Source organism: Streptomyces sp. NPDC013187 (assembly GCF_042899705.1).
Taxonomy (GTDB): domain Bacteria; phylum Actinomycetota; class Actinomycetes; order Streptomycetales; family Streptomycetaceae; genus Streptomyces; species Streptomyces hawaiiensis_A.
The window spans coordinates 205275-227638 of record NZ_JBIBAF010000003.1; the positions used below are offsets into that span (position 1 = coordinate 205275).

The 22364-nt window shown below is 74.5% G+C and carries 17 protein-coding genes; 13 read left to right on the forward strand and 4 right to left on the reverse strand.

What is annotated here, in order from left to right:
• Nucleotides 1-178: 178 nt before the first annotated feature.
• From ACFY5B_RS06880 to ACFY5B_RS06930, 11 genes are all read left to right on the forward strand, one after another.
• Nucleotides 179-1381: an inositol-3-phosphate synthase gene (locus ACFY5B_RS06880; protein WP_389965549.1), complete on the forward strand. Its 1203-nt coding sequence runs from the start codon at nucleotides 179-181 to the stop codon at nucleotides 1379-1381.
• Nucleotides 1378-2724: an SCO3242 family prenyltransferase gene (locus tag ACFY5B_RS06885; RefSeq protein ID WP_389965551.1), complete on the forward strand. Its 1347-nt coding sequence runs from the start codon at nucleotides 1378-1380 to the stop codon at nucleotides 2722-2724. The genes ACFY5B_RS06880 and ACFY5B_RS06885 overlap by 4 nt, the downstream gene beginning before the upstream one ends.
• Nucleotides 2721-3911, forward strand: coding sequence for a sugar phosphate isomerase/epimerase family protein (locus ACFY5B_RS06890; protein WP_389965554.1), 1191 nt, complete (start codon nucleotides 2721-2723; stop codon nucleotides 3909-3911). Before ACFY5B_RS06885 ends, ACFY5B_RS06890 begins: the two co-directional genes overlap by 4 nt.
• Complete coding sequence (locus ACFY5B_RS06895) at nucleotides 3908-4615, forward strand: EboA domain-containing protein (protein ID WP_389965557.1); 708 nt, start codon at nucleotides 3908-3910, stop codon at nucleotides 4613-4615. The genes ACFY5B_RS06890 and ACFY5B_RS06895 overlap by 4 nt, the downstream gene beginning before the upstream one ends.
• Nucleotides 4616-4645: 30 nt before the next feature.
• Entirely contained in the window at nucleotides 4646-5503 is an 858-nt protein-coding gene (locus ACFY5B_RS06900) for a TatD family hydrolase (RefSeq protein WP_389965560.1), read from the forward strand.
• Nucleotides 5504-5512: 9 nt separating this feature from the next.
• Nucleotides 5513-6673, forward strand: coding sequence for a metabolite traffic protein EboE (eboE, locus tag ACFY5B_RS06905; protein WP_389965563.1), 1161 nt, complete (start codon nucleotides 5513-5515; stop codon nucleotides 6671-6673).
• A 29-nt stretch (nucleotides 6674-6702) separates the two neighbouring features.
• On the forward strand, nucleotides 6703-8058 hold the full coding sequence (locus ACFY5B_RS06910) for an alkaline phosphatase family protein (RefSeq protein ID WP_389966447.1): 1356 nt from the start codon (nucleotides 6703-6705) through the stop codon (nucleotides 8056-8058).
• A 31-nt stretch (nucleotides 8059-8089) separates the two neighbouring features.
• A complete protein-coding gene (locus tag ACFY5B_RS06915; protein WP_389965565.1) occupies nucleotides 8090-8905 on the forward strand; it encodes a 4'-phosphopantetheinyl transferase family protein in 816 nt (271 codons plus the stop codon).
• A gap of 136 nt (nucleotides 8906-9041) precedes the next feature.
• Nucleotides 9042-9722 carry a hypothetical protein gene (locus ACFY5B_RS06920; protein WP_389965568.1) on the forward strand — a complete coding sequence of 227 codons (681 nt, stop codon included), beginning with the start codon at nucleotides 9042-9044 and terminating at the stop codon, nucleotides 9720-9722.
• A gap of 341 nt (nucleotides 9723-10063) precedes the next feature.
• Nucleotides 10064-10843 (forward strand): ABC transporter ATP-binding protein, encoded by a 780-nt coding sequence (locus ACFY5B_RS06925; RefSeq protein WP_389965571.1) that lies wholly within the window; start codon nucleotides 10064-10066, stop codon nucleotides 10841-10843.
• Nucleotides 10843-13404, forward strand: coding sequence for an FtsX-like permease family protein (locus tag ACFY5B_RS06930; protein ID WP_389965574.1), 2562 nt, complete (start codon nucleotides 10843-10845; stop codon nucleotides 13402-13404). Before ACFY5B_RS06925 ends, ACFY5B_RS06930 begins: the two co-directional genes overlap by 1 nt.
• 79 nt (nucleotides 13405-13483) lie before the next feature.
• Here the strand turns inward: ACFY5B_RS06930 and ACFY5B_RS06935 are convergent, their stop codons facing one another.
• Entirely contained in the window at nucleotides 13484-14482 is a 999-nt protein-coding gene (locus ACFY5B_RS06935; RefSeq protein ID WP_389965577.1) for a TauD/TfdA family dioxygenase, read from the reverse strand.
• Nucleotides 14483-14676: 194 nt separating this feature from the next.
• Between ACFY5B_RS06935 and ACFY5B_RS06940 the strand changes: the two genes are divergently transcribed.
• Together ACFY5B_RS06940 and ACFY5B_RS06945 are read left to right on the forward strand one after the other, a co-directional pair.
• Nucleotides 14677-15681: a 4'-phosphopantetheinyl transferase family protein gene (locus tag ACFY5B_RS06940; protein ID WP_389965580.1), complete on the forward strand. Its 1005-nt coding sequence runs from the start codon at nucleotides 14677-14679 to the stop codon at nucleotides 15679-15681.
• A gap of 75 nt (nucleotides 15682-15756) precedes the next feature.
• Nucleotides 15757-16299: a hypothetical protein gene (locus ACFY5B_RS06945; protein WP_389965583.1), complete on the forward strand. Its 543-nt coding sequence runs from the start codon at nucleotides 15757-15759 to the stop codon at nucleotides 16297-16299.
• 121 nt (nucleotides 16300-16420) lie between these two features.
• Here ACFY5B_RS06945 and ACFY5B_RS06950 read toward each other — a convergent pair whose 3' ends face one another.
• From ACFY5B_RS06950 to ACFY5B_RS06960, 3 genes are all read right to left on the reverse strand, one after another.
• Nucleotides 16421-18265, reverse strand: a complete 1845-nt coding sequence (locus ACFY5B_RS06950) for a BTAD domain-containing putative transcriptional regulator (protein WP_389965586.1) — start codon at nucleotides 18263-18265, stop codon at nucleotides 16421-16423.
• Nucleotides 18266-18496: 231 nt separating this feature from the next.
• Nucleotides 18497-18772 (reverse strand): DUF3253 domain-containing protein, encoded by a 276-nt coding sequence (locus ACFY5B_RS06955; protein ID WP_389965589.1) that lies wholly within the window; start codon nucleotides 18770-18772, stop codon nucleotides 18497-18499.
• A 213-nt stretch (nucleotides 18773-18985) separates the two neighbouring features.
• Entirely contained in the window at nucleotides 18986-22297 is a 3312-nt protein-coding gene (locus ACFY5B_RS06960; protein ID WP_389965591.1) for a BTAD domain-containing putative transcriptional regulator, read from the reverse strand.
• Nucleotides 22298-22364: the final 67 nt, after the last annotated feature.

Below are 22364 nucleotides of genomic sequence, written 5' to 3' on the forward strand. Positions count from 1 at the left end.
GGGGCGCCCCCTGTGGCGCCCCCCACCGGCCCCCGTCTCGATCCGGCCCCCGTCTCGATCCGGCCCCCGTCTCGATCCGGCCCCCGTCTCGATCCGGCCCCCGTTTCGATCCGGCCCAACCCGTCTCGACCCGTCTCGACCGGCTCAGCCCCGTCCCAGCGCAGGAGGCACGCTCACCATGCAGGACAATGCCCGCTCCCTCGGATCCTCACCCCGTGTCGGCGTCTGGCTGGTCGGCGCCCGAGGCTCGGTCGCGACCACCGCCGTCGCCGGCGTGGCCGCCATCGCAGCGGGCCTCGCCTCCGCCACCGGATGCGTCACCGAGTCCCCCGACTTCGCCGGCGCCGGCCTGCCGGACCTCGCCGACCTCGTCTTCGGCGGCCACGACGTCGTCGACGTGCCGCTGACGGTGAGGGCGGGCGAACTGGCCCACGCGGGCGTCCTGCCCGCCCCCCTCGTGGCCGCGGTGCGCCCGGCCCTGGAGGCCGCCGACGCCGAAGTCCGCGACGGCTCGCCGCTGCCCGACGAGCCCCAGTACACCACCGCGCGCCGCCTCGCCGCCGACATCGACGACTTCCGCACGCGGCACGGCCTGGAGCAGGTCGTCGTCGTCAACGTCTCCTCCACCGAGCCGCTGCCCGAGCCCGACCCCGCCTTCCTCGACCTCGCCGACCTCGACAAGGCCCTCGCCGCGAGCACGGACCTGCTGCCGCCGAGCGCGCTGTACGCCTACGCCGCCTTCCACGCCGGCTGCGCCTACGTCAACTTCACCCCCTCCACCGGTGCCGCGCTGCCCGCCCTGGAGGAACTCGCCCGGCTGCGCGGGGTGCCGCACGCGGGCCGCGACGGCAAGACCGGCGAGACGCTGGTCAAGAGCGCCCTGGCGCCGATGTTCACGCAGCGCGCGCTGCGGCTGCGCTCCTGGTCCGGCACCAACCTGCTCGGCGGCGGCGACGGCGCCACCCTCGCCGATCCGGCCGCCGCGCGCAGCAAGACCGAGTCCAAGCAGCGCGCCCTGGAGGAGACCGTCGGACACGCCGTCGAGGGCGTCGTGCACATCGACAACGTGCCGGAGCTGGGGGAGTGGAAGACCGCCTGGGACCACATCACCTTCGAGGGGTTCCTCGGCGTGCGCATGACCCTGCAGTTCACCTGGCAGGGCTGCGACTCGGCGCTGGCGGCGCCGCTCGTCCTCGACCTGGTCCGGCTCGCCGCGCTGGCCCGCCGCCGCGGGGAGAGCGGGGCGCTGCCCGCGCTCGGCTTCTTCTTCAAGGACCCGGCGGCCTCCGCGGAGCACAACCTGACCCTGCAGTACGGAGCCCTGACCGAGTGGGCGGCCACCTCCGCCGAGCCCGCGCGCCGGTCCGAGGTGGCGCGATGACCACCGCGACCGCTCCGCCGCCGGTCGCCGGCGCCTCCGGCGCCTCGGCACCCCGGCAGCCGGGTCCCCGCCGCCGTACCCTGCGTGACCTGACCCGCGGCGCCCGCGACACGCTCACGGCGTGCCGCGCGGCGGCCCGGGCGGCGTCTACGGCGTTCCGGACGGCGCGGGAGACGCCCTCCGGTGCACCCCGCCCCCGGTACGACACCGGGTACCGTCCCCGTTCCGTGGCGGTCCGGCAGCACGCCGCCGCGGTCGCCGAGCTGGTACGGGCGCCCGCCGCGCTCACCGTCCCCGGCGACGTACTGGCCGGTGCGCTCAGCGCCGGCCGCCCGGCGGGCGGGCGGACCCTGCTCCTCGCCGCCTCCTCCGTCAGCCTGTACTGGGCCGGCATGGCTCTCAACGACTGGGCCGACCGCGAGGAGGACGCCCGCGAACGCCCCGAACGCCCGGTGCCGTCCGGGCGGATCAGCGCCGGGGCCGCCCTGGGCATCGCCGGCGGGCTCACCGCCGCGGGCCTCGGCCTGGGCGCGCTCGCCGGCGGCCGCCGCGTCCTGCTGCGCCGGACCCTGCCGCTCGCAGCCACCGTGTGGGCGTACGACCTCGGCCTGAAGCACACCCCGCTGGGGCCCGTCGCGATGGCGGCGGCCCGTGCCCTCGACGTGCTGCACGGCACCGGCCCCTCGCCGGCCGGTCCCGCGCTGCGCGCCGCGGCCACGGTCGGCGCCCACACCTGGGCACTGACCCGGCTCAGCCGCCACGAGGTGAACGGCACGGCGGGCCGCGAGCCCCTGCTGTCGCTGGCGGCCACGGCGGCGGTGACCCTGGCAGCGACGGCCGGCACCTTGCGTGCCCCCGAGCGTCTGCGTCCCAACACGGCGTCCGCCGTGGTGCGTCAGGCGTCTAGCGGCCCATCGGACACCGCGTCCGCCGTGCTGCGTCACCTCGTCGGCTCCGCCGCGCGCTCGGGCCACGGCGTTGCGCCGGACGGCCCACCGGCCACCCTGTCCGCCGTGCTGCGTCACCTCGTCGGCTCCGCCGCGCGCTCGGGCCCCGGCATCGGCACCGACGCGCCACGGCTGCCCGGCCGCTCCATCGCCGTGACCGCCGTGACCGTACTGACCGCCACCGTCTACGCGGTCACCTGTGCCCGCGCCCAGTGGGCCGCCCTGCGCGACCCGGGCGCCGCGCGGACCCGGGCCGCGGTCGGCGCCGGCATCCACGCCCTCCTGCCCCTCCAGGCCGCCCTCGTCTCCCGCACCGGCTCTCCGAAGCTCGCCGCCCTGCTTGCCGCGGTCCTGCCCCAGACAGCCCGCCTCGCCCGGAAGGTGTCCCCGACATGACAGCCCACCAGGGCCACGGGCCCGGCACGCACCCGGCCGGCTCCGGTGCCGGTGCGGCAGCGACCGAAGCCCGCCCGGTCGTGACGGCCGACGCCGGTCCGGTCAGACCCGAAACCGTCCCCCGACAGGAGCCGCACCCCGCACGAGCGGAGCCCCTCCGCTTCGCCTACGGCACCAACGGCTTCGCCGACCACCGGCTCACCGACGCTCTCGCGGTCCTCGCCGACCTCGGGTACGACGGGGTCTCGCTCACCCTCGACCACCAGCACCTCGACCCGTACGCCCCTGACCTGGCGGCCCGTGTCCGGGACGCGGGGCGGGCGATCCGGCGGGCCGGGCTGGCCGTGGTCGTGGAGACCGGGGCGCGCTATCTGCTCGACCCGATGCGCAAGCACCGGCCGACGCTGCTGAGCGCCGAGCCCGAGGGGCGGGCCGCCCGGCAGGAGCTGCTGCGGCGCGCGATCGTCGTCGGCGCCGAACTGGGCGCCGAGGCCGTGCACTTCTGGAGCGGAACGCCCGACCCCGGCACCACCCGGGACGAGGCCTGGCGGCGGCTGGAGGAGGGCTGTGCGACGGCCCTCGCCGACGCCGAGCGGGCCGGGGTCCGGCTGGCGTTCGAGCCGGAGCCGGGCATGCTCGTCGCCGACCTGGCCGGGTACCGCAGGCTGTGGCGGGCGCTGGGCGCGCCGGACCGGCTGGGGCTGACCCTGGACATCGGGCACTGCCGCTGTCTGGAGCCGTACCCGGAGCCTCGGTGCGTAGAGCTGGCCGCCGACTCGCTGGCCCACGTGCAGATCGAGGACATGCGGCGGGGCGTGCACGAGCACCTGCCGTTCGGGGCGGGGGAGATCGACTTCCCGCCGGTCCTCGACGCGCTGCGCGCGGCCCGGTACCGCGGCCTGGTCTCCGTGGAGCTGCCCCGGCACAGCCACGCCGCGACCGTGACGGCCCGCCACAGCATCGAGTTCCTGCGCGCCGCGGAGGCCCGTACCGCCGCACCCGCGTCCCGTACCGCCGCACCAGCGACCCGTACCGGCCCACCCGCACCCGCGTCCGGTACCGCCGTACCCGCGTCCCGTACCGCATCCCGTATCGCCGCACCCGCATCCCGTACCCGTACCGCCGCACCCCCGCCCCGTACTCCGCGTGCGCCCGCACACCTCTCGAAGGAGGTCACACCGACATGACCGCACCCACGCTGACGCAGGCGCCCGGGGCCGTCCACGACGCCCTGACCGTGCGCACGCTGAGGGAGTCCCTGCTCTCCGTCCTCTCCCCGGACCAGCGGAACCGTTTCGTCCGGGACACCGCCGCCGTCGCCGAACAGGGCGCCGCCGCCCTGGACACCCGCTTCCCCGCGGCCGGCCGGTACTACGGACGCGGCCCGCTGCCCGGCTGGGCCGGCTGGAGCGTGGAGGACGGCATCCGGACCGTCCTGCTGCTGCGGCTGCCGGCGCGGGCAGGCGACCCGGCCGCGGAGGCGGCCGCCCGGTACCACGGCGGCGACGCCGCCGAACGCCGGGGCGTCCTGCACGCCCTGCCGTTCCTGCCCATCGGCGCCGCCGGACTGATGCTCACCGACGACGCACTGCGCACCAACGACACCCGGCTGATCGCGGCCGCGCTCGGCCCGTACGCGCGCGTCCACCTGGACCAGTACCGCTGGCGCCAGGCAGTACTGAAGTGCCTGTTCACCGGCATCCCGCTGCACCGGGTCGCAGGGCTGCACGAACGCCGTGACGCCGAACTCGCCCGCATGGCACAGGGGTTCGCCGCCGAACGGCGGGCCGCCGGCCGGACCGTACCGGCCGACCTGTGGCTCGTCGCCACGCAGGAAGCCGCGGACGTCACCGCGGACCTCGCCGCGGACCGAGCCCCGTACGACGCCTGACCTCACCCACCCCGAGCGGAAGCCACGGCCATGCGCATCTTCGATCCCCACATCCACATGACGTCCCGTACGACGGACGACTACAAGGCGATGCACGCCGCGGGCGTCCGGGCCCTGGTGGAGCCCGCGTTCTGGCTCGGCCAGCCCCGCACCCACCCGGCGAGCTTCACCGACTACTTCGACTCGCTGCTGGGCTGGGAGCCCTACCGGGCCGCCCAGTTCGGCATCCGCCACTACTGCACGATCGGCCTGAACCCCAAGGAGGCCAACGACCCGCGCTGCCTGCCGGTCCTCGATCTGCTGCCGCGCTACCTCGCCAAGGACGGCGTGGTCGCGGTCGGTGAGATCGGCTACGACACGGTCACCGACGCCGAGGAACTCGCCTTCGCCCGGCAGCTGGAACTCGCCGCGGAACACGGACTGCCCGCCCTGGTGCACACCCCGCACCGCGACAAGGAGGGCGGCACCCGGCGTTCCCTGGACGTGGTCCGCGCCTCCGGCATCGACCCGGCCATGGTCGTCCTGGACCACCTCAACGAGATCACCGTCGGCGAGGTCGCCGACAGCGGCTGCTGGATGGGCTTCTCCATCTACCCCGACACCAAGATGACCGCCGAGCGCATGGTCGCCGTTCTGAAACGCTTCGGCACCGAGCGCGTGCTCGTCAACTCGGCGGCCGACTGGGGCCACAGTGACCCGCTGCTGACCCGCGCCACCGCCGAGGCGATGCTCGCCGCCGGCTTCGACGAGGACGACGTGGACCGGGTCCTGTGGCGCAACCCCGTCAGCTTCTACGGGCAGTCGGGCCGGCTGGACCTCGACGGATACAACGAGACCCAGGCCGCCGGACTGTTCGCGGGCAACTCCATCGCCCGCGGTGGGAGCTGAGGTCCCCTCATGCGCTTTCGACACCCTGACGGCAGCACCGTCCACCTGGCGTACTGCACCAACGTGCACCCCGCCGAGACCCTCGACGGCATCGTCGGCCAGCTCGCCGCGTACGCCGAACCGGTGCGGGTCGCCGCCGGTGCCCGGCTGATCGGCATCGGCCTGTGGCTGCCCGCCGAGACGGCCGGCGCGCTCGCCGCCGACCCCGCGGGCGTGGCCCGGCTGCGCCGCGAGCTGAGCACCCGCGGCCTGGAGACGGTCACCCTCAACGGCTTCCCCTACCGCGGCTTCCACGCTCCCGTCGTGAAACGGGCCGTGTACTACCCGGACTGGTCGGAACCGGCCCGTCTGGAGTACACGCTCAACCTGGCCCGGGTGCTCGCCGGGCTGCTGCCCGAGGGCACCTCGCACGGCTCGATCTCCACCCTGCCGCTGGCCTGGCGCACCGTGTGGACCTCGGCGCAGCGCACCACCGCGGCCCGCCAACTGGACGCGCTCGCGGAGGGGCTGAAGCAGATCGCCGCCGACACCGGCAAGACCGTACGGGTCGGCATCGAACCGGAGCCCGGCTGCGTGGCGGAGACCACCGAGCAGGCCGTCGAAGTCCTGGCCGGCACCGACCCGCAGTGGATCGGCGTCTGCGTCGACGCCTGCCACCTCGCGGTCGCCCACGAGGAACCGGCCGCCGCCCTGGCCCGGCTGCGCGAGGCCGGCGTCCCGGTGGTCAAACTCCAGGCGTCCACCGCGCTGGAGGTCCCCGACCCCGCCGAGAGCTCCGTACGCGAGGTGCTCGCACCCTTCGCGGAGCGGCGCTTCCTGCACCAGACCAGGGAGGCGGGCCCGGACGGGACGCTGCTGGCCTGCGACGACCTCGGGGGCGCGCTCGCGGGCGCGCTGCCGGGCCGGGCGCCCTGGCGCATCCACTACCACGTGCCCCTGCACCAGGAGCCCCCGCCGCCGCTGGCCGGCACCCGCGAGGTGCTGCGTGAGACCCTGCGGACAATGTTCGCGGGGGAGCGGGCGCTCACTCACCACGTCGAGGTGGAGACCTACACCTGGTCCGTGCTGCCGGGCCACCACGACGACGCCCTCGTGACCGGACTGGCCGCCGAAATGACCTTCATGCGCGATGAGTTGCTGGCCCTTGGTCTCACGCAGGTGACGTCGTGACCGGCGACCGGACGGGCCGGCGGGTCGCCGTGCTGTGCACGGTCGGCCTGACCCGACGGCTGCTCGATGAGATGCCGCACGTGCGCGCCGTCGGCGAGCAGGGCTTCACCGCCCGCCTGGACACCGTCTTCCCGGCCGTCACCGCGACCGTGCAGGCCACCCTGACCACCGGGGCACTGCCGCGCGAGCACGGGGCGGTGGCCAACGGCTGGTACCACCGTGACCAGGGCGAGGTCATGATGTGGCGCCAGCACAACGGGCTGGTGCGCGGCGAGAAGGTGTGGCAGGCGGCCCGCCGCCGCGACCCGGAGCACTCCACCGCCTACCTGTGCTGGTGGTGGGCGATGGGCGCCGACGTCGACACCGTCCTCACCCCCCGCCCCGTCTACCACCACGACGGCCGCAAGTCCCCGGACTGCTACACCGTCCCGGCCTCCCTGCGCGACGAACTCACCGTCGCCCAGGGCGACTTCCCGCTCTTCCAGTACTGGGGCCCGACCGCGTCGATCGCCTCCACCCGCTGGGTCGCGGGCGCCGCCCGGTACGTCGTCGACCGCCGCCGCCCCGACCTCACCTTCGTCTACGTCCCGCACCTCGACTACGACCTCCAGCGGTACGGCCCGGACAGCCCGCAGGCCGTCCGCGCCGCCAGGGAGACCGACGCGGCCCTCGCCCCGCTCCTCGCCGACCTGCGGGATCGCGGCACGACGGTGGTCGCGCTGAGCGAGTACGGCATCACCGCGGTGAGCCGGCCCGTCGACATCAACCGCGCCCTGCGCCGCGAGGGACTGCTATCGGTGTACACCCAGCGCGGCATGGAGTACCTCGACCCGCACACCTCGAGGGCGTTCGCCGTCGCCGACCACCAGGCCGCGCACGTCTACGTGGCCGACCCCGCCGACGTTCCGCGGGTGCGGGACGTGCTGAAGGCACTGGACGGCGTCGACGAGATCTGGGACCGCACCCAGCAGGCCGATCACGGCATCGACCACCCCAACTCCGGTGAGCTCGTGGTGGTCGCGGAACCGGACGCCTGGTTCACCTACTACTACTGGCTCGACGACGCCCGCGCACCCGACTTCGCGCGCGGCGTCGACATCCACCGCAAGCCGGGCTACGACCCCGCCGAGCTCTTCTTCGACCCGTCGATCCCGGCGGTGAAGGCGAAGGCGGCACTGACCGTGCTGCGGAAGAAGGCCGGGATGCGCGCACCGCTGACCGTGGTGCCGCTCGATCCCGGCCTGGTCAGGGGCAGCCACGGACGGCTGCCCTCCGACGACCGGGACGGGCCGCTGCTGCTGTGCTCGGACCCGGCCCAGGAACGGGACCGCTACCACGCCACCGAGGTGAAGGAACTCCTCCTGCGCCTCAACGGACTGGCCTGAGACCGGCCGTGACGAGAAGAGAGGAGGAGAGATGGCATCGCTATCGGCCCCGGCCGCCGCGCACATCGATCACGCGGCGGACATCAGCGACGTGTACGTGCCGGAGACGGCACGCACGGTGGTGGCCCGGCTGGAGGAGAACGGTGCGGCACACGTGTGGTGGTGGCCGCTGCACGAGGCCGTGGATCCGGTCGACTTCGCGCTGCTGGACGAGGCGGAACGGGCACGTGCCCGCCGCTTCCACGCGGCGCGGGACGCGGCGGCCTTCACGACCACCCGGGCCGGCGCCCGCCGGGCGGTGGCCGAACTGCTGGGCGTGGCCCCGCAGTCCGTCCGTTTCGGCCGGCGCGTCTGCCCAGGCTGCGGCGACGCCGAACACGGCCCGCCCGCGGTCGTCCGGCCGCCCGTCCCGCTCGCGGTCAGCCTGTCCCGCACCACCGGTTGCGGTGTGCTGGCGGTCCGGGCGGGCGACTGGGTGGGCGTCGACGTGGAGGCGTACCGCACGGTGGAGTCCGCGGCACTGGCGGAACTGGTCCTGACGCCGAACGAACGCGCACAGGTCATGTCCTTCGCCGAGGGCCCGGAGCGCACCAGGACCTTCCACCGGGCCTGGACCCGGAAGGAGGCGGTCGTCAAGGCGGTCGGCCTGGGCCTGATGGGCATGCCGCTGAACACCCTGGACGTGGACCCGTCCACGGACGGGCCGCTGACCGTGCGCCACGTGCATCGCGAGCGCACCACGACCTGGCACGTCGAGGACCTGCACCTGCCGGGCCCCTGGTCGGCCTCCCTGTCCCGCCCGTCCGCCGGCCCGCTGGGCCCCGTCCACGTCCATCCGCCCGCCTGACCCCCGTATCGACCCGTCGGTACGGTCCACCCCTGGGAGCGTCCCCCGGCTCCCGGGGCACCACGGTTCCCGGCCCCCGGCCCTCCCCGGCGGAGGCCGGGAACCGTCCGGTCGGCATCCCCGCGAGGGAGAAACGATGACCCACACCATCGGCACCGCCAGCCCGGTCCTCACCCCGCCCCCCGAACCCCCGCCGGCCCGCAAGGGCCCCCCGCACACCCCGTCCCCCGGCGCCGCTCTCATCGTCGGCGGACTCGCCGCGGCCGGTGCCGCCCTGCTGACCGGCGTGCTCGCCGCGGGCGCCCTGCGCGACTTCCTGGACCGGATGGCCGGCGTCATCGCCCTGGTCGCCCTCTCCGCGGCCGTCGTGCTCGGCCTGGCCACCGCCCTGCGCGGACTGCTGCCGCCCGCGGTCCGCTCGCACGCGCAGCGCCTGCACCGCGCGCTCGGCGCGGTGGGCGTCGGCGCGCTGCTGACCCACATCGGCGTGAAGGTGGCGGGCGGCCGGGTGGACGCCGCGGCCGCAGCGCTCGGATGGGGCAGCGGCGACGCCCTGGTCGGCCTGGGCACCCTCGCCTGCCACCTCTTCCTGCTCGCCCTCGCCACCGGCATCTGGCGCGGCGTCTTCGCCCGGCGCCGCTGGATCCGTCCGTTCCGCATCCTCCACGGAGCCTCCTACGCCGCCTGGGCCGCCGCCATGATCCACGGCCTCACAGCGGGCCGCCCCCCGGCCCTCTGGGTGGTAGCCGCCTACACGACGAGCGCCGCGGCGGTAACGGCGACGCTGATCCTCCGCTGGACCCGGCGCCGCACCTGACGGGAACACGGCCGACCCGCACAACGGCGCCCACCGGTCCGGCCGAAGGCCGCCGACCGGCGGGCGCCGCAGCCGGTTCTGCCCGAGCCCCGGCAACCGGGCCGCGCTCCCAGACCTCTCCGAGCCCCGCCCCCACCCGCCCGCGCCCGAGCCACCGCACCCGCCCACTTTCGGACGATCCTCCGCGTCATCGGCTGGAACCCATGCCCCGGCGCACCCGTCGAGCCCCCTCCCATAGGGCCGATATAGATCGGACGGCCAGGTTCGATCCGATGCACCTGCGCTGTCGGCGGAGGTGCTCACCGCCCCACGCGACGATGGATGGAGAGGACTGGTCACGCATGATGACCGAGAGGACCAACACCGAGCCGCGCAGCGGCACCGTCACCCGGAGCCACGCCCTGCGGCTGGACGAGGTCAGCAAGGTCTACGGCAGGAACGGCCGTGGCGTCCGGGCCCTCGACGGCGTATCCGTGGACATCGAGCGCGGTTCGTTCACCGCGGTCATGGGACCGTCCGGCTCCGGAAAGTCGACCTTCCTGCACTGCGCGGCCGGCCTCGACAAGCCGACCTCCGGCCGCGCCTGGATCGGTGACACAGAGCTCGGAGGGATGAACGAGACCCAGCTGACCAAGCTGCGCCGCCGGCGCATCGGCTTCGTCTTCCAGGCGTTCAACCTGATCTCGTCCCTCTCCGTGCGCCAGAACGTCGAGCTGCCCCTGCGGCTGGCCGGCGAGCGCCTGGACAAGCGGTGGCTGGAGGAGATCCTGGCTCGCGTCGGCCTCGGCGGCCGGGCCGCCCACCGCCCCGCCGAACTCTCCGGCGGCCAGCAGCAGCGCGTGGCCATCGCCCGCGCCCTGATCACCCGTCCCGACGTCATCTTCGGCGACGAGCCGACCGGCGCCCTGGACACCGTGACGGCGAAGGAGATCCTCTCGCTGCTGCGGTCCTGCGTGGACGACACCGGCCAGACCGTCGTCATGGTCACCCACGACCCGGTCGCCGCCTCGTACGCCGACACCGTCCTGTTCCTCGCCGACGGCCGCCTGGTCGACCGTATGCACGCCCCGACCGCCGAGCGCGTCGCGGACCGGATGACGCACCTGGGAGCGTGGGCCTGATGCTGCGTTACGCCTTCCAGACCCTCAAGGCGCGCAAGGGCGGATTCATCGGCGCGTTCCTGGCGCTGATGTGCGCCGCGGCCCTGGTCACCGCGTGCGGCATCCTCTTGGAGACCGGCCTGCGCGGCACCATCGGCACCGAGCGGTACGCCGCCGCCCCGGTGATCGTCGGCGGCGACCAGAACGTCCATCAGACCACCGTCAAGAAGAAGAAGGGCAAAACCAAGACCAAGCACAAGGCGAAGCCGCTGGCCGAGCGCGTGTGGCTGCCCGGCTCCACCGTCACCGCGCTGGAGAAGGTGCCCGGCGCCCGCGCCGTCGTACCCGAGATCACCTTCCCCGCCTACGCGGTCGATCCCGACGGGCGCGTCGTCGAGGGCGTCGACGGCAAGCCCTCGTACGGGCACGCCTGGGCCTCGGCCGCCCTCACCCCGTTCAAGCTGGTCGACGGTGCCGCGCCCGGGTCCGCCGCCGACGTCGTCGTGGACCGCGAACTGGCCGGCCGCACCGGTCTGAAGACGGGCTCGAAGCTCACCGTGCAGTCGACCGACGCCCCCCGCACCTACACCGTCAGCGGTATCGCGGCACCCTCCGCCGGCGACCTGAAGCAGCAGACCTCGCTGTTCTTCTCCACCGACGAGGCCCAGCGGCTCTCCGGCCGCGACGGCCAGATCACCGCGATCGGCGTGCTGCCCGCGAAGGGCGTCGGCACCGCCGAACTGGCGGCCCAGGTGAAGAAGGCACTGGACGGCACCACCGCCCAGGTCGTCACCGGCGGCGACCGCGGCCCGGTCGAGTTCCTGGACGCGGCGAAGGCCCGTATCAAGCTCGTCTCCATGGGCGGCGCCATCGGCGGCACCTCGCTGCTGGTCGCGATCCTCGTGGTCGTGGGCACCTTCGCCCTCTCCATCCAGCAGCGCTACCGCGAACTCGCCCTGCTGCGCGCCATCGCCGCCACCCCCAAGCAGGTACGGCAGCTGATCGGCCGCGAGGCCTTGATCGTCGGTCTGCTCGCCGGCGTGCTCGGCGCCGCCGCCGGACTGCCGATCGCGTACTGGCTGCACCACAAGTTCGTCGGCTTCGGCACCATCCCCGACACCCTGGAGGTCACCTTCAGCTTCTTCCCGTTCGCTGCCGCCGTCGGCGCCGCGCTGCTGGGCGCCTGGGCCGCGGCCCGCATCTCCGCCCGCCGCACCGCCCGTATCCGGCCCGCCGAGGCGCTCGCCGAATCCGCCATGGAGCGGACCGGCTTCGCCTGGGGCCGCTTCCTCGCCGGAGCGCTCACCCTGGCCGGCGGAGTCGTGCTGCTGGCCGTGCTGAGCGTGCTGAAGACCGAGCCGGCGTCCACGCCGGTGACGTTCCTGACCGTCGTGGTGCTGGCCGTCGCCGTCGCCCTGCTCGGCCCGGTCATCGCCCGGCTCGCCGTCGCGGTCCTGGGCGTCCCGCTGCGCGCCTCGCGCGTCGCAGGCCACCTCGCCACGGCCAACGTCCGCGCGAACACCAAACGGATGGCGTCCGCAATCACCCCGCTGGCCCTGCTCATCGGCATGGCGTGCACGGTGCTGTTCGTGCAGACCACGATGGGCGACGCCGCCTCGGCCCAGGCCAAGGACGGCAACCGGGCCGACTGGGTCGTCGCCTCCTCCGGCCCCGGCGTGCCCGAGCAGGCCGCCGACGCGCTGCGCGGCACCCCCGGCGTCACCGCGATCACCGAGGTGGTCCGTACGACCGTCCGCGTCGGCCTCGACAAGTACCCCTCGCAGGGCCTGTCCACGGACGGCCTGCGCACGAACTGGGACCCGGACGTCAGCGAGGGAACACTGGCCGGCTTCGGCACCCGCAGCGTCGCGCTCAGCGAGGTCGCCGCCGACCACCTCGGCAAGAAGCCCGGCGACTCCCTCAAGATCACCCTCGGCGACGGCACCGTCGTCACCCTGAAGGTGGCCGCCGTCTACGCCCGCGGACTCGGCTTCGGCGACCTGACCATGGCCCACGACCTTCTCGCGCGGCACGTCGACAACCCGCTCGCCTCCTCCGTCCTCGTCCAGACCGCCGACGACGGCACCGTGGGACGCGAGCAGCTGCAGAAGGCCGTCGGGGCGTTCCCGGGCGTCGGCGTCCTGGACCGCGGCCAGGTCGAGGACCTCCAGGCCGAGGTGCAGCAGGCCAACGCCGAGGTCAACTACGTCGCGATGGGGCTGATCATCGCGTTCACCGCGATCGCCGTGGTCAACACCCTCGCCATGTCGGTCTCCGACCGCTTCCGCGAGTTCGCCCTGCTGCGCCTGGTCGGCACCACCCGCCGGCAGGTCATGGGCATGCTGCGCATCGAGTCCCTGGTCGTGGTGCTCATCGCCGCGGCGCTCGGCAGCGGCATCGCCTTCGCCGTCCTGACCGCGTTCAGCATCGGCATGACGGGCGCCGCGGCACCCTCCGTCGACCCGTTGATGTACCTGGGCGTCATCGGCTTCGCCGGTGTCCTGGCCCTGCTGGCGACGGTCGTGCCGGGCCGGCTGTCCCTGACCGGCCGCCCCGCGGACGTCATCGGCTCCCGCCAGTGACGGCACCCCACCGCGGCACCCACGGCTGAAGGGCCGGCCCCGCGGGGCCGGCCCTTCAGCCGTGGGTCGCCGTCCTGTCCTAGTCCAGAATCGCGCCACCGCCCTTGCGGTCCACCCGGCTGCGGCGGTTGTCCAGGTGCGCGTAGACCCGCTCCAGCCAGCGGTCCGCCCCGTCGTAGCGCGGAACGAAGGAGGTACGGCCGTGCACCGCGACCCGGTTGTCCACGACGGCGAAGTCACCGACCCGCAGCCGGTGCGCCGTCATCGTCTCGACGAACGCCTCCCGCAGCTCCGCCATCGCCGCCTTCGCCATGTCGTCCAGCGGGTGGGTGGCGGCGAAGTCCACCAGCACATTGGGGTCCTCCGGGTCGCCCAGGAGCACCGGGTGCGCCGACCGGACGCTGTCTAGGCCGCCGAACGACGGCGGCGGCTCGGTCAGGAACCGCGGCTCGGCGAGCACCCGGCGCGCCTCCTCCGACAGCAGCGGCAGCGCGCGCCGGACGGAGGAGGTGCACAGTTTCGCGTCGCCGGTCGGGTCCTCCCGTATGCACAGCAGCCCCACGTAATCGGGCCGGTTGTCGTGGAAGGCGTTCTCCACGTGCAATTCCAGGAGTACGGAACCGGCGTTGCTCTGTGATTCCTCGCGGCCCGGTACCGGCACCACGTTCTGCACCAGGGCGCCGTTCTTCTCGCTCCGGAAAGAGATCACCTCGCCGAGTTGCAGCATCAGTGAAGTGATGACGGAGGCGGCGGTCGTCGGAACGCGCTCGACGGAATTCGGCACGCTCGGCGTCGGCGGCAGCGGATCGCCCGCCACCACCGGCAGATCGCGCAGCAGCAGCACCCCGTCCCGACCCGGATCGTGCCGGAACGCACGCAGCGTGGCCAGCAGCGTACGAGGCATCGACGAGGAGGCGGTGAGGGCCGCGCCCAGCCACTCCGAGCTGTCGATGAGCGGGTGCCCCGGGCCGGTCAGCCGACGGGTCAGGGCCACCAGCTGCTCCCTTTCCCGTTCGCTGAGTTCATGCCCGGCCACCGTGTTCGACGCGGCCGGACCCAGCATCTGAATCTGAGTCATAGGAGAGATTCCTCAGGTTGTCGGCAATGTCCGGGGCAATTCTGGGAGCCCGTCCTATCGCGCCCCTATGGGGCGTCGGTATAGGCCGTCAATAGTCCTGAGGAGGAGGCTCGAGAACAGTGACCGTACACATCTGAGTACATCTGAACAGCCCGGTCGCCCCGGCGGACGGGTGCGGAAAGGAGACGCGGGACATGACACTCCCACGCGATCGAAGCCGGGCGGACACCCCCGGCAGGGCGGAAGAGGAGCCCCGTACCACCGAGGGCGAGGCGGCCGGCCCCTGTGGGACCGGCGCGACCGGTCAGAATGCCGGCCGGACCGAGGCCCGTACCGCCGACGGAGATGTCCATCCCGGCACGGATGCCGGAGCCGGCGACGTCGCTCAGCGGCGCGTTCGGAGCGCCGATGAGGACACCCGCCTCGGCGGCGACGTCCCCTTGGTGTCGGGCCCCGCCCCCGCCGCCGATCGGATCATCGCCCGAGGCGAGGCGCACGTGTGGTGGTGGCGCTGCCCCGAGCGGGTCGACCCCGCCGACCTCGCGCTGCTGGGCACGGAGGAGTTCCGGCGGGCCCTCGGCATGCTCGCCGAACGGGACGCCGCCGAGTTCGTGCGCACCCGGGCCGGAGCCCGCCGGGCGCTGGGCGAGCTGCTCGACATCTCCCCGGCCACCGCCCGGTTGGGGCACCGGCGCTGCCCGGGCTGCGGCGCGGACGACCACGGCCCGCCCCTGCTGGTGCGTCCCGCGCTCCCGCTGGCCATCAGCCTGAGCCGTACGGCCGGCTGGGGCGTCTTCGCGGTCGGCGCGGGCCTCGCCGTCGGCGTCGACGCGGAGGCGCTGCGCCCGGTCCGCGAGACCCTGTTCGCCGGGTCCGTACTGACCGAGGCCGAGCGGCGCCATCTGGACGCCATGGCGCCGGGCCCGGACAGGCACGCCGCGTTCCACCGGGTCTGGACCCGCAAGGAGGCCGTCGTCAAGGCGGTCGGCGTGGGCCTCGTCGGCACGGAACTGGACCAGCTGGAGACCCACCCCGACCGGGACGGCCCGCTGCGCGTCACCCACCACGGCATCGGCCGCCCCACCGAGTGGACGGTGGAGGACCTGCGCCTCTCCGACCACCTCGCGGTGGCCCTGGCCCGCGCGGCCGGTCCCGCTGCCCGCGGTCCGGTCCACCTCCATCCGCCCACCGGCCCGTGACCCGGCGGCCCACCCCCGGCACGCCGCGCTCCGGCCGCAGTCCCGGCCGCACTCCGAGAGAGGACGTCACGCATCATGACCACGGAATCCGTCGCACCGCCTGCCCGTCCCGCGGACCTCGACACCACACTCCGCGAACCCCGCACAGGTCACCTGTCCGCCGCCGAACTGGCCGCGTACTTCGACACCCTCGCCGAGGCCGTCCAGCGGATCGACCCCGGCCCCTCCGCACCCGGCGGCTGGGAGAACCGGGAGCGGCTGCGGTTCTCCACCTGGGTGCGCGCGGCCTACGAACACCCCCTGTCGGCGGCTGTGTTCGCCCACCCCGATGCCGGTGCGGCCCGTTACGCGCAGCACCGCCAGGCCGCCGAGCTCGGTCTGCGCATGGACGTCTCGGGCACCGGTATCCGCCCCGCCCGCCCGACCCCCGACGTCCGCGCCGCCGCAGCCGTGGCCGCGGTCTGGTCGGTCACCGCGCTGGCCGTCACGCGGTCCCCCCGGCCTCCGCGCGAGCGCGTCGTCTCCGACGCCTGGCGGATCGCCCAGGAGATCATCGCCCCTGCCCTGCTGACGGCCGGCCCCGGCTTCACCCGTGCCCGCGCCCGCGGGGCCTGGTGAGGTGTCCGGCTCACCGGACACCCCGTACGAGGGCGACGCCGAGAAGGAGACCGCGTACAGGCACACGCACACGGGCAGCGCCACGTACAGGCACAGGAACAGGGACAGCGACACGGTCGGCTCACCCCGCCCCGGTGGCGGGCGTGCCCCACGGGGCCGCGAGCGCCGGCGCGGACTCCTGCTCCCGCGGGCTCCGTGGTTCCCGCTCGGACGCCGCCGCGAGCAGCCGTACCAGCTCGTGGCAGTGGTACAACGGCCGTCCCTGGTCGTCGAGTCCGGACAGTTCGAGGAGCGCGGCGTCGACGAGGGACTCCAGGGCGTTCTCCGCCATGTCCTCCGGCAGTCCGAGCCGGTCACCGGCCCACCGCGCGGAGAACGGCTCGCCGTCCGCTCCGCCGAGCGCCCCGAACACCGACCGCTCGACCGCTCCGAGCTCCTCCACCGAGGACCCCAGGACCCGGCTCAGGTCGAGGTCGCCGAAGGCGAGTTCGGCCAGCCGGCCGGTGGGGTCGGCGAGCCGGTCGGCCAGCCGGGCCGCCGTCCAGTGCGGCCGGGCCGCCAGCCGGGCGCCCGCGATGGCCAGCGCCAGCGGCAGTCCGCCGCAGTACGCCACCAGGTCCTCGGCCCGGTCCGGGTCCTCCAGCAGCCGCTGCCGCCCCGCGCGGGCGGCCAGCAGATCGAGGCCCGCCTCCTCGTCCAGCAGCGGCAGCGCGAACGTGTCGCCCGCCGTCACCCGGGCCAGCCGCCGCCTGCTGGTGATGAGGACGGCGGACGGCCCGGCCGGCAGCAGCGGAGCGAGCTGCCGATCGCCGGAGACGTTGTCCAGCACCAGCAGCAGCCGCCGGCCGGCGGTCCGCGTCCGGTACAGCCGTACCAGCTCGTCCAGGTCGCCCGCGGGCAGGTTCGGGTCACCCTCACCGAGCGCCCGCAGCAACTGCGCGAGTACAGCGCGCGGAGCCCGCGGGGCGCCGTCCGAGCCGCAGAGTTCGGCGAAGAGCAGCCCGTCGGGGAAGTGCTCCCCGTTCTCGGCGGCGGCCCGTACCGCGAGCGCGGTCTTGCCGATGCCGGCCATGCCGGTCACCAGGACGCGCCGCTGTGCGGGCTCCTCGTGTCCCAGCCGCTCCCGCAGTGCCCGCAGTTCCCGCTGCCGGCCGACGAGTTCCCCGTCGGAGGCGGGCAGCATCGAGGGCACCGGACCGATCCGCCCGGCTCGCGCCCCGGCGGTCCGCCCGAGCCCCAACTCACCGCCCAGCACGGCCTGGTACGTCGATCCGAGCACCTCGCCGGGGTCGATGCCGAGCTGCTCGGCAAGGACGCCGCGCCCCTCGTAGTAGACGTGCAGGGCATCCGCCTGCCGGCCGCACCGGTACAACGCGGTCATCAACTGGGCTCGCAGCCTCTCCCGTACCGGGAACGAGGCGACCAGCCCGGTCAGCTCCGCCGTCACCTGCTCGTGCCGCCCCAGCTCCAGATCGGCCTCGATCCGGGACTCCAGGGCGAGCATGCGCTCCTCCTCCAGCGGCGCCAGCTCGGCGTCGAGCAGGTGCTCGGTGACGTTCGCGAGCGCCGGTCCCCGCCACAGCCCCAGCGCCCGGCGCAGCGATTCCGAGGCTTCCTCGTACCGCCGTTCCGCCAGCGCCCGCCGGCCGTCCCGTTCCAGCCGCCGGAATTCGACCAGGTCGACCAGGGCGCCGGGAGCGCGCAGCACGTACCCCGGAGGCCGCCGTACGATCTCGGCCTCGTCGCCCAGCTGCTTGCGCAGCCGGGACATGTACGTGTAGATCTGCGCGCTCGCCGTCGCCGGCGGATCCCAGCCCCACAGCAGTGAGCTGAGCCGCGCGTCGGACACGACCCGGTCCTGCGCCAGCAGCATGGCGGCGAGCACCGTGTGAATCTTGGACCCGGAGAGGGCAACCCGCTCGCCGTCCCGTACAGCCTCCACCGGCCCTAGGACCAGGAACTCCATGGGGCACCCCCCTTCTGGTGCGGCCATTCCTACAGTTGAAGAAGGTAGGAGGCGGCGTTATCGGGGGGTTATCGCCGCGCGGCCCGCTCCCCGGGGCCGCGCGCCCGGGCGAGCCGGCAGCCGGCTCCGCTCCTGCCGGAAGGCACGGGCACCCGCCGTGAGCGGCCGCGAGGTGGCCCGGGTGACCGTCGCGTTCACGGGTTGACGGGGGGGGCACGCCCAGCCTGGCCGTCACCGACCCGCGCGACGGATGCGGAGGGGTCCGCGGGCTTCGGTCCGCGCGACGGGCCGGCCGGCCCGGGTCACCTCGACCTCGCCGGCCGCCACCAGACGCCAGGCCGCTCGGCGGGCCGGTTCCATCAGAGCCCGCCAGCCTCCGTCGTCGCCCTCGTACGCCGCGCGCGCGGCGTCGGACGGACAGATCGAAGCAGTGGCCGCACGTCGCTCCAGCAGGTCCATGATGACCTGCTCCAGCCGCTGAGTGAGCTGCCGATCGGTCTCCGCCACGCCATCCAGTGTGGCACCGTTCGCGCGCGGGCGGACGATCCTTCCGAGCAGCCGTTTCTTCGGCCGGGAGCCATTGATCGACGAGGGGTCCGGGGGCCGGACACACGTGGCGCAGCGCTTCCGGGGCGGCTGTGACGCGGTCGCGGTGCGGGCGGCGACGGGCATCCGTGATGACCACGACGTGGCCGAGGGGACGGGTGGCGGGGTGCCGGCTCACGGCGTCCGCCGGAGTGTCTCCGTCAGGACTTCCGCCTCATGGGTGCGTCGGGTGCCCGCGGTGAACTCGCTGGTGTACGTCTCCTCGTCCATCGTGGCGCGCAGACGGGCCGCGATGCGCTCCACGTCCCCCCGCTCCGCCGTGGGGTGCGGGGCGCCGGCCCGCTCGCGGGTCGCCGCTGCCGTGCCGAGGAGGCGGGTCGCCCGTTCCGTCGCGCCGGACAGGGAGTACGCGCCTGCCAGGCCCTCGAGGGCCAGGGCGACCGAGCGGGGGTCCTTGGTCGAGGCGGCGGCCGCGAGGCCGTCCCGGTGGTGGGTCAGGGCCCGGTCGGCGTCGCCGCGTTGTTCGGCCAGGAAGCCCAGTTCGGCCAGGACCAGCGCGAGGCCCGGGCCGTCGCAGCGGCGGCGGTTCCAGGCGAGCCAGGGGCGCAGCCACTCCTCGGCGGCGTCGAGGCGGCCCTGACGGCGGGCGCTCAGGGCGAGGCCCAGCGCGGCGAACTGCTCGGCCGGCCGGTTGCCCTGCTCGGCCGCGATCCGCACGGCGCGCGTGTGCAGGTCGTCGGCCTCGTCGTAGCGCCGGGTGAGCAGGGCGATCCTGCCGAGACCGGACAGCTTCGCGGACATCTCGGGCCAGGTCTCCAAGGCCTGCGCGATCCGCAGGCTCTCCCGGTGCAGCCGGGCCGCCGACTCGTAGTCGCCGTTGATCTCGGCGAGTCTGCCGAGCACGTCCGCCGTCTTCAGCCGCCCCCACAGATCGCCCAGTTCCGCGAACCGGGCACGGGCGTCCTCGGCGTTGTCGCGCAGCGACTGAAGGTCCCCGCGGGCCAGGGCGAAGCACGCGCGGCTGGTCAGCGCGGCGGCCGTGCCCCACGCGTCGCGCAGGGCGCGGAAGCGGGCCAGGACGCGCTCGACCCGCTGCTCGCCCTCGACCAGCGCCCCCACCGTCCACTGCGCGTGCGCCAGGAACCACTGGGCCCTGGTCGACTCAGGGGTGGAGTGGGCGAGCGGGTCGTCCTCCAAGGCCTCGTACTCCGGGTCGTGCTCGCCGAGCAGCAGGCTGATGCCCGTGTGCCAGAACACCGCCTCCCGGCGTTCCTCGCCCGCCGCCTCGCCCGCCGTGTCCAGGGCGGTCGCCAGCGCCCTGCGGGCCTCGCCCAGCCGGCCGCGAACGTACCAGTACCAGGTCAGTGAGTTGACCAGGCGCAGTGCTTCTCGCGCGGCCCCGGACCGGTCGGCCTCGGCCAGCGCGCGCTGCACGTTCGCCGCCTCCAGGTCCAGGTCCGAGAACCAGCGGGACTGCTCCCGGCCGTGCAGGTGCGGCCGGGACCGCTCCGCCAGGTGCAGGAAGTGACGCAGGTGCCGGGCGGCGGTCTCGGCGTGTTCGCCGGACTCGGTGAGCCTGTCACGTGCGTAGACCGCGACGGACTCCAGCAGCCGGTAGCGCGGGCCCCGGGGTCCCTCGGCACGGACCACCAGGGAGCGTTCCACGAGCAGCATCAGCGCGTCGAGGACGTCGGCGGAGGTCACGCCGCCGCCGGAGCACACGTCCTCGGCGGCCCGCAGGGAGCACCCCTCACCGAACACCGACAGCCTGCGCAGCACGGTCCGCTCGCGGTCGTCGAGCAGGCCCCAGCTCCAGTCGAGCGTGGCACGCAGTGTCCGGTGACGTGAAGGGGCGTCCCGGTAACCGCTGTCGAGCACCTTGAAACGGTCGTCGAGCCGGTCGTGCAGCTCCCTGATGCCGAGCGCTCTCACGCGGGTCGCGGCCAGTTCCAGGGCGAGCGGGATGCCGTCGAGGCGTCGGCAGACGTCGGCGACGAGCGGGGCGGTGGTGGCGTCGAGCACGAACCCCGGGTCCGTCGCCCTGGTCCGGTCCACGAACAGACGTACGGCACCCGCGTTCGTCACCGCGTCGAGGCCGGGACGGTCCTCGGGGGGCAGCGACAGCGGCGCCACCGGGTACACCGTCTCGTCGCGGGTGCGCAAACATTCCTGACTGGTCGTCAGGACGTGTAGATGCGGGGCCCGGTTCAGCAGCAGACCGACCAGTCGGGCCACGGCCTCCACGGCGTGTTCGCAGTTGTCCAGCACGAGCAGCAGCCGCCGGCCGGCCAGCGCGTTCGCCAGGCGGTCCGTCGGCCCCCCGGCGTGGTCGTCCGCGGTGTTCTCCTGGATCCCCAGCGTCGCCATCACCTGCTCGGCCAGCGCCTCCGCCCCGGCGAACCGCTCCGGGCCCGCGGCGTCCGCGAGCTCCACCAGCCGGGTGCCGTCGTCGAACGCGCCCGCCACACTCTGCGAAGCGGCCTGGGCCAGGCGGGTCTTGCCGACCCCTCCCGGGCCGGTGAGCGTCACCAGGCGGTGCCGCAGGAGAAGGGCCCGGACGGCGCGGACGTCCTGTTCGCGGCCCACCAGAGGCGAGGCGGAACCGGTCGGTTCGGGCCTGGTCCGCACCTGGGAGGGTGGCGCCGCGGACGGCTCCGGCCGGGCAAGGGCCAGGTCGTGGCGCCACGGTTCCGGCCGCGAAAGGGGCAGGTCGTGGCGCCACGGTTCCGGCCGGGTCAGGGCCGGGTCGTGGCGCAGGATGGCCTGCTGCAGTGCCTCCAGGGACGGGCCGGGGGTGAGTCCCAGCTCCTCGTCGAGCCGGCGCCGCAGATCGTTGAAGCAGTCGAGCGCCTCGGAGGAGCGCCCCGCCCGGTACAGCGCCCGCATCAGCGCGCCCCGCAGCCCCTCGCGCAGCGGATGCTGCTCCACCAGCTTCGTCAGCTCGCCCACCAACGGGTCGTACTCGCCCGACTCCGAACGCAGCAGGGCGTGTTCCTCCAGTGCCGTCAGGCGTTCCTCCTCCAGGCCCGCCGCCGTCGGCCGCACGGACTCCCGGTCCGCGAACTCGGCGAAGGCGGGGCCGCGCCACAGCGCCAGTGCCTCGGTGTACCGCGCCGCCCGGGTCACCCGGTCCCCGCCGGAACGAGCCCGTGCGACCAGGTCGCGGAAACGGCCCGCGTCGAGCGCTCGGGCCGGGATGTCCAGGACGTATCCGGGCGCCCGGTACGCGATCAGGTCGCGGCCGCCCGTCTGAGCGTCCTCCAACGCGCGCCGCAGCTGGGAGACCTTGGCCTGGAGCGACGCCGTCGGCCGTGCCGTGAACGTCGAGCCGCCCCAGAGGGCCTCGACGAGCCGCGTCGCCGGGACGACCTGCCCGTGGTGGGCCAGCAGATGGGCGAGGAGCAGGCGCACTTTGACTTCGGGAACCCGCACGACACGGCCCTCGTCCGTGCGCACCTCCAGCGGCCCCAGCACCCCGAACTCCATGATCTCAGCGTATCCGGCCGATGACCGGCGCGACCTGCGACCGAGAGGGCCCGGCCACCGGCCCCGA

Excerpts from the sequence above, each read along its gene's own strand:
- ACFY5B_RS06890 (WP_389965554.1), top strand. The coding sequence starts at position 2,721 with ATGACAGCCCACCAGGGCCACGGGCCCGGCACGCACCCGGCCGGCTCC.
- ACFY5B_RS06935 (WP_389965577.1), bottom strand. The coding sequence starts at position 14,482 with ATGACTCAGATTCAGATGCTGGGTCCGGCCGCGTCGAACACGGTGGCC.
- ACFY5B_RS06920 (WP_389965568.1), top strand. The coding sequence starts at position 9,042 with ATGACCCACACCATCGGCACCGCCAGCCCGGTCCTCACCCCGCCCCCC.
- ACFY5B_RS06960 (WP_389965591.1), bottom strand. The coding sequence starts at position 22,297 with ATGGAGTTCGGGGTGCTGGGGCCGCTGGAGGTGCGCACGGACGAGGGC.
- eboE (WP_389965563.1), top strand. The coding sequence starts at position 5,513 with ATGCGCTTTCGACACCCTGACGGCAGCACCGTCCACCTGGCGTACTGC.
- ACFY5B_RS06915 (WP_389965565.1), top strand. The coding sequence starts at position 8,090 with ATGGCATCGCTATCGGCCCCGGCCGCCGCGCACATCGATCACGCGGCG.
- ACFY5B_RS06880 (WP_389965549.1), top strand. The coding sequence starts at position 179 with ATGCAGGACAATGCCCGCTCCCTCGGATCCTCACCCCGTGTCGGCGTC.
- ACFY5B_RS06895 (WP_389965557.1), top strand. The coding sequence starts at position 3,908 with ATGACCGCACCCACGCTGACGCAGGCGCCCGGGGCCGTCCACGACGCC.
- ACFY5B_RS06900 (WP_389965560.1), top strand. The coding sequence starts at position 4,646 with ATGCGCATCTTCGATCCCCACATCCACATGACGTCCCGTACGACGGAC.
- ACFY5B_RS06950 (WP_389965586.1), bottom strand. The coding sequence starts at position 18,265 with ATGGAGTTCCTGGTCCTAGGGCCGGTGGAGGCTGTACGGGACGGCGAG.
- ACFY5B_RS06925 (WP_389965571.1), top strand. The coding sequence starts at position 10,064 with ATGATGACCGAGAGGACCAACACCGAGCCGCGCAGCGGCACCGTCACC.
- ACFY5B_RS06930 (WP_389965574.1), top strand. The coding sequence starts at position 10,843 with ATGCTGCGTTACGCCTTCCAGACCCTCAAGGCGCGCAAGGGCGGATTC.
- ACFY5B_RS06940 (WP_389965580.1), top strand. The coding sequence starts at position 14,677 with ATGACACTCCCACGCGATCGAAGCCGGGCGGACACCCCCGGCAGGGCG.
- ACFY5B_RS06945 (WP_389965583.1), top strand. The coding sequence starts at position 15,757 with ATGACCACGGAATCCGTCGCACCGCCTGCCCGTCCCGCGGACCTCGAC.
- ACFY5B_RS06885 (WP_389965551.1), top strand. The coding sequence starts at position 1,378 with ATGACCACCGCGACCGCTCCGCCGCCGGTCGCCGGCGCCTCCGGCGCC.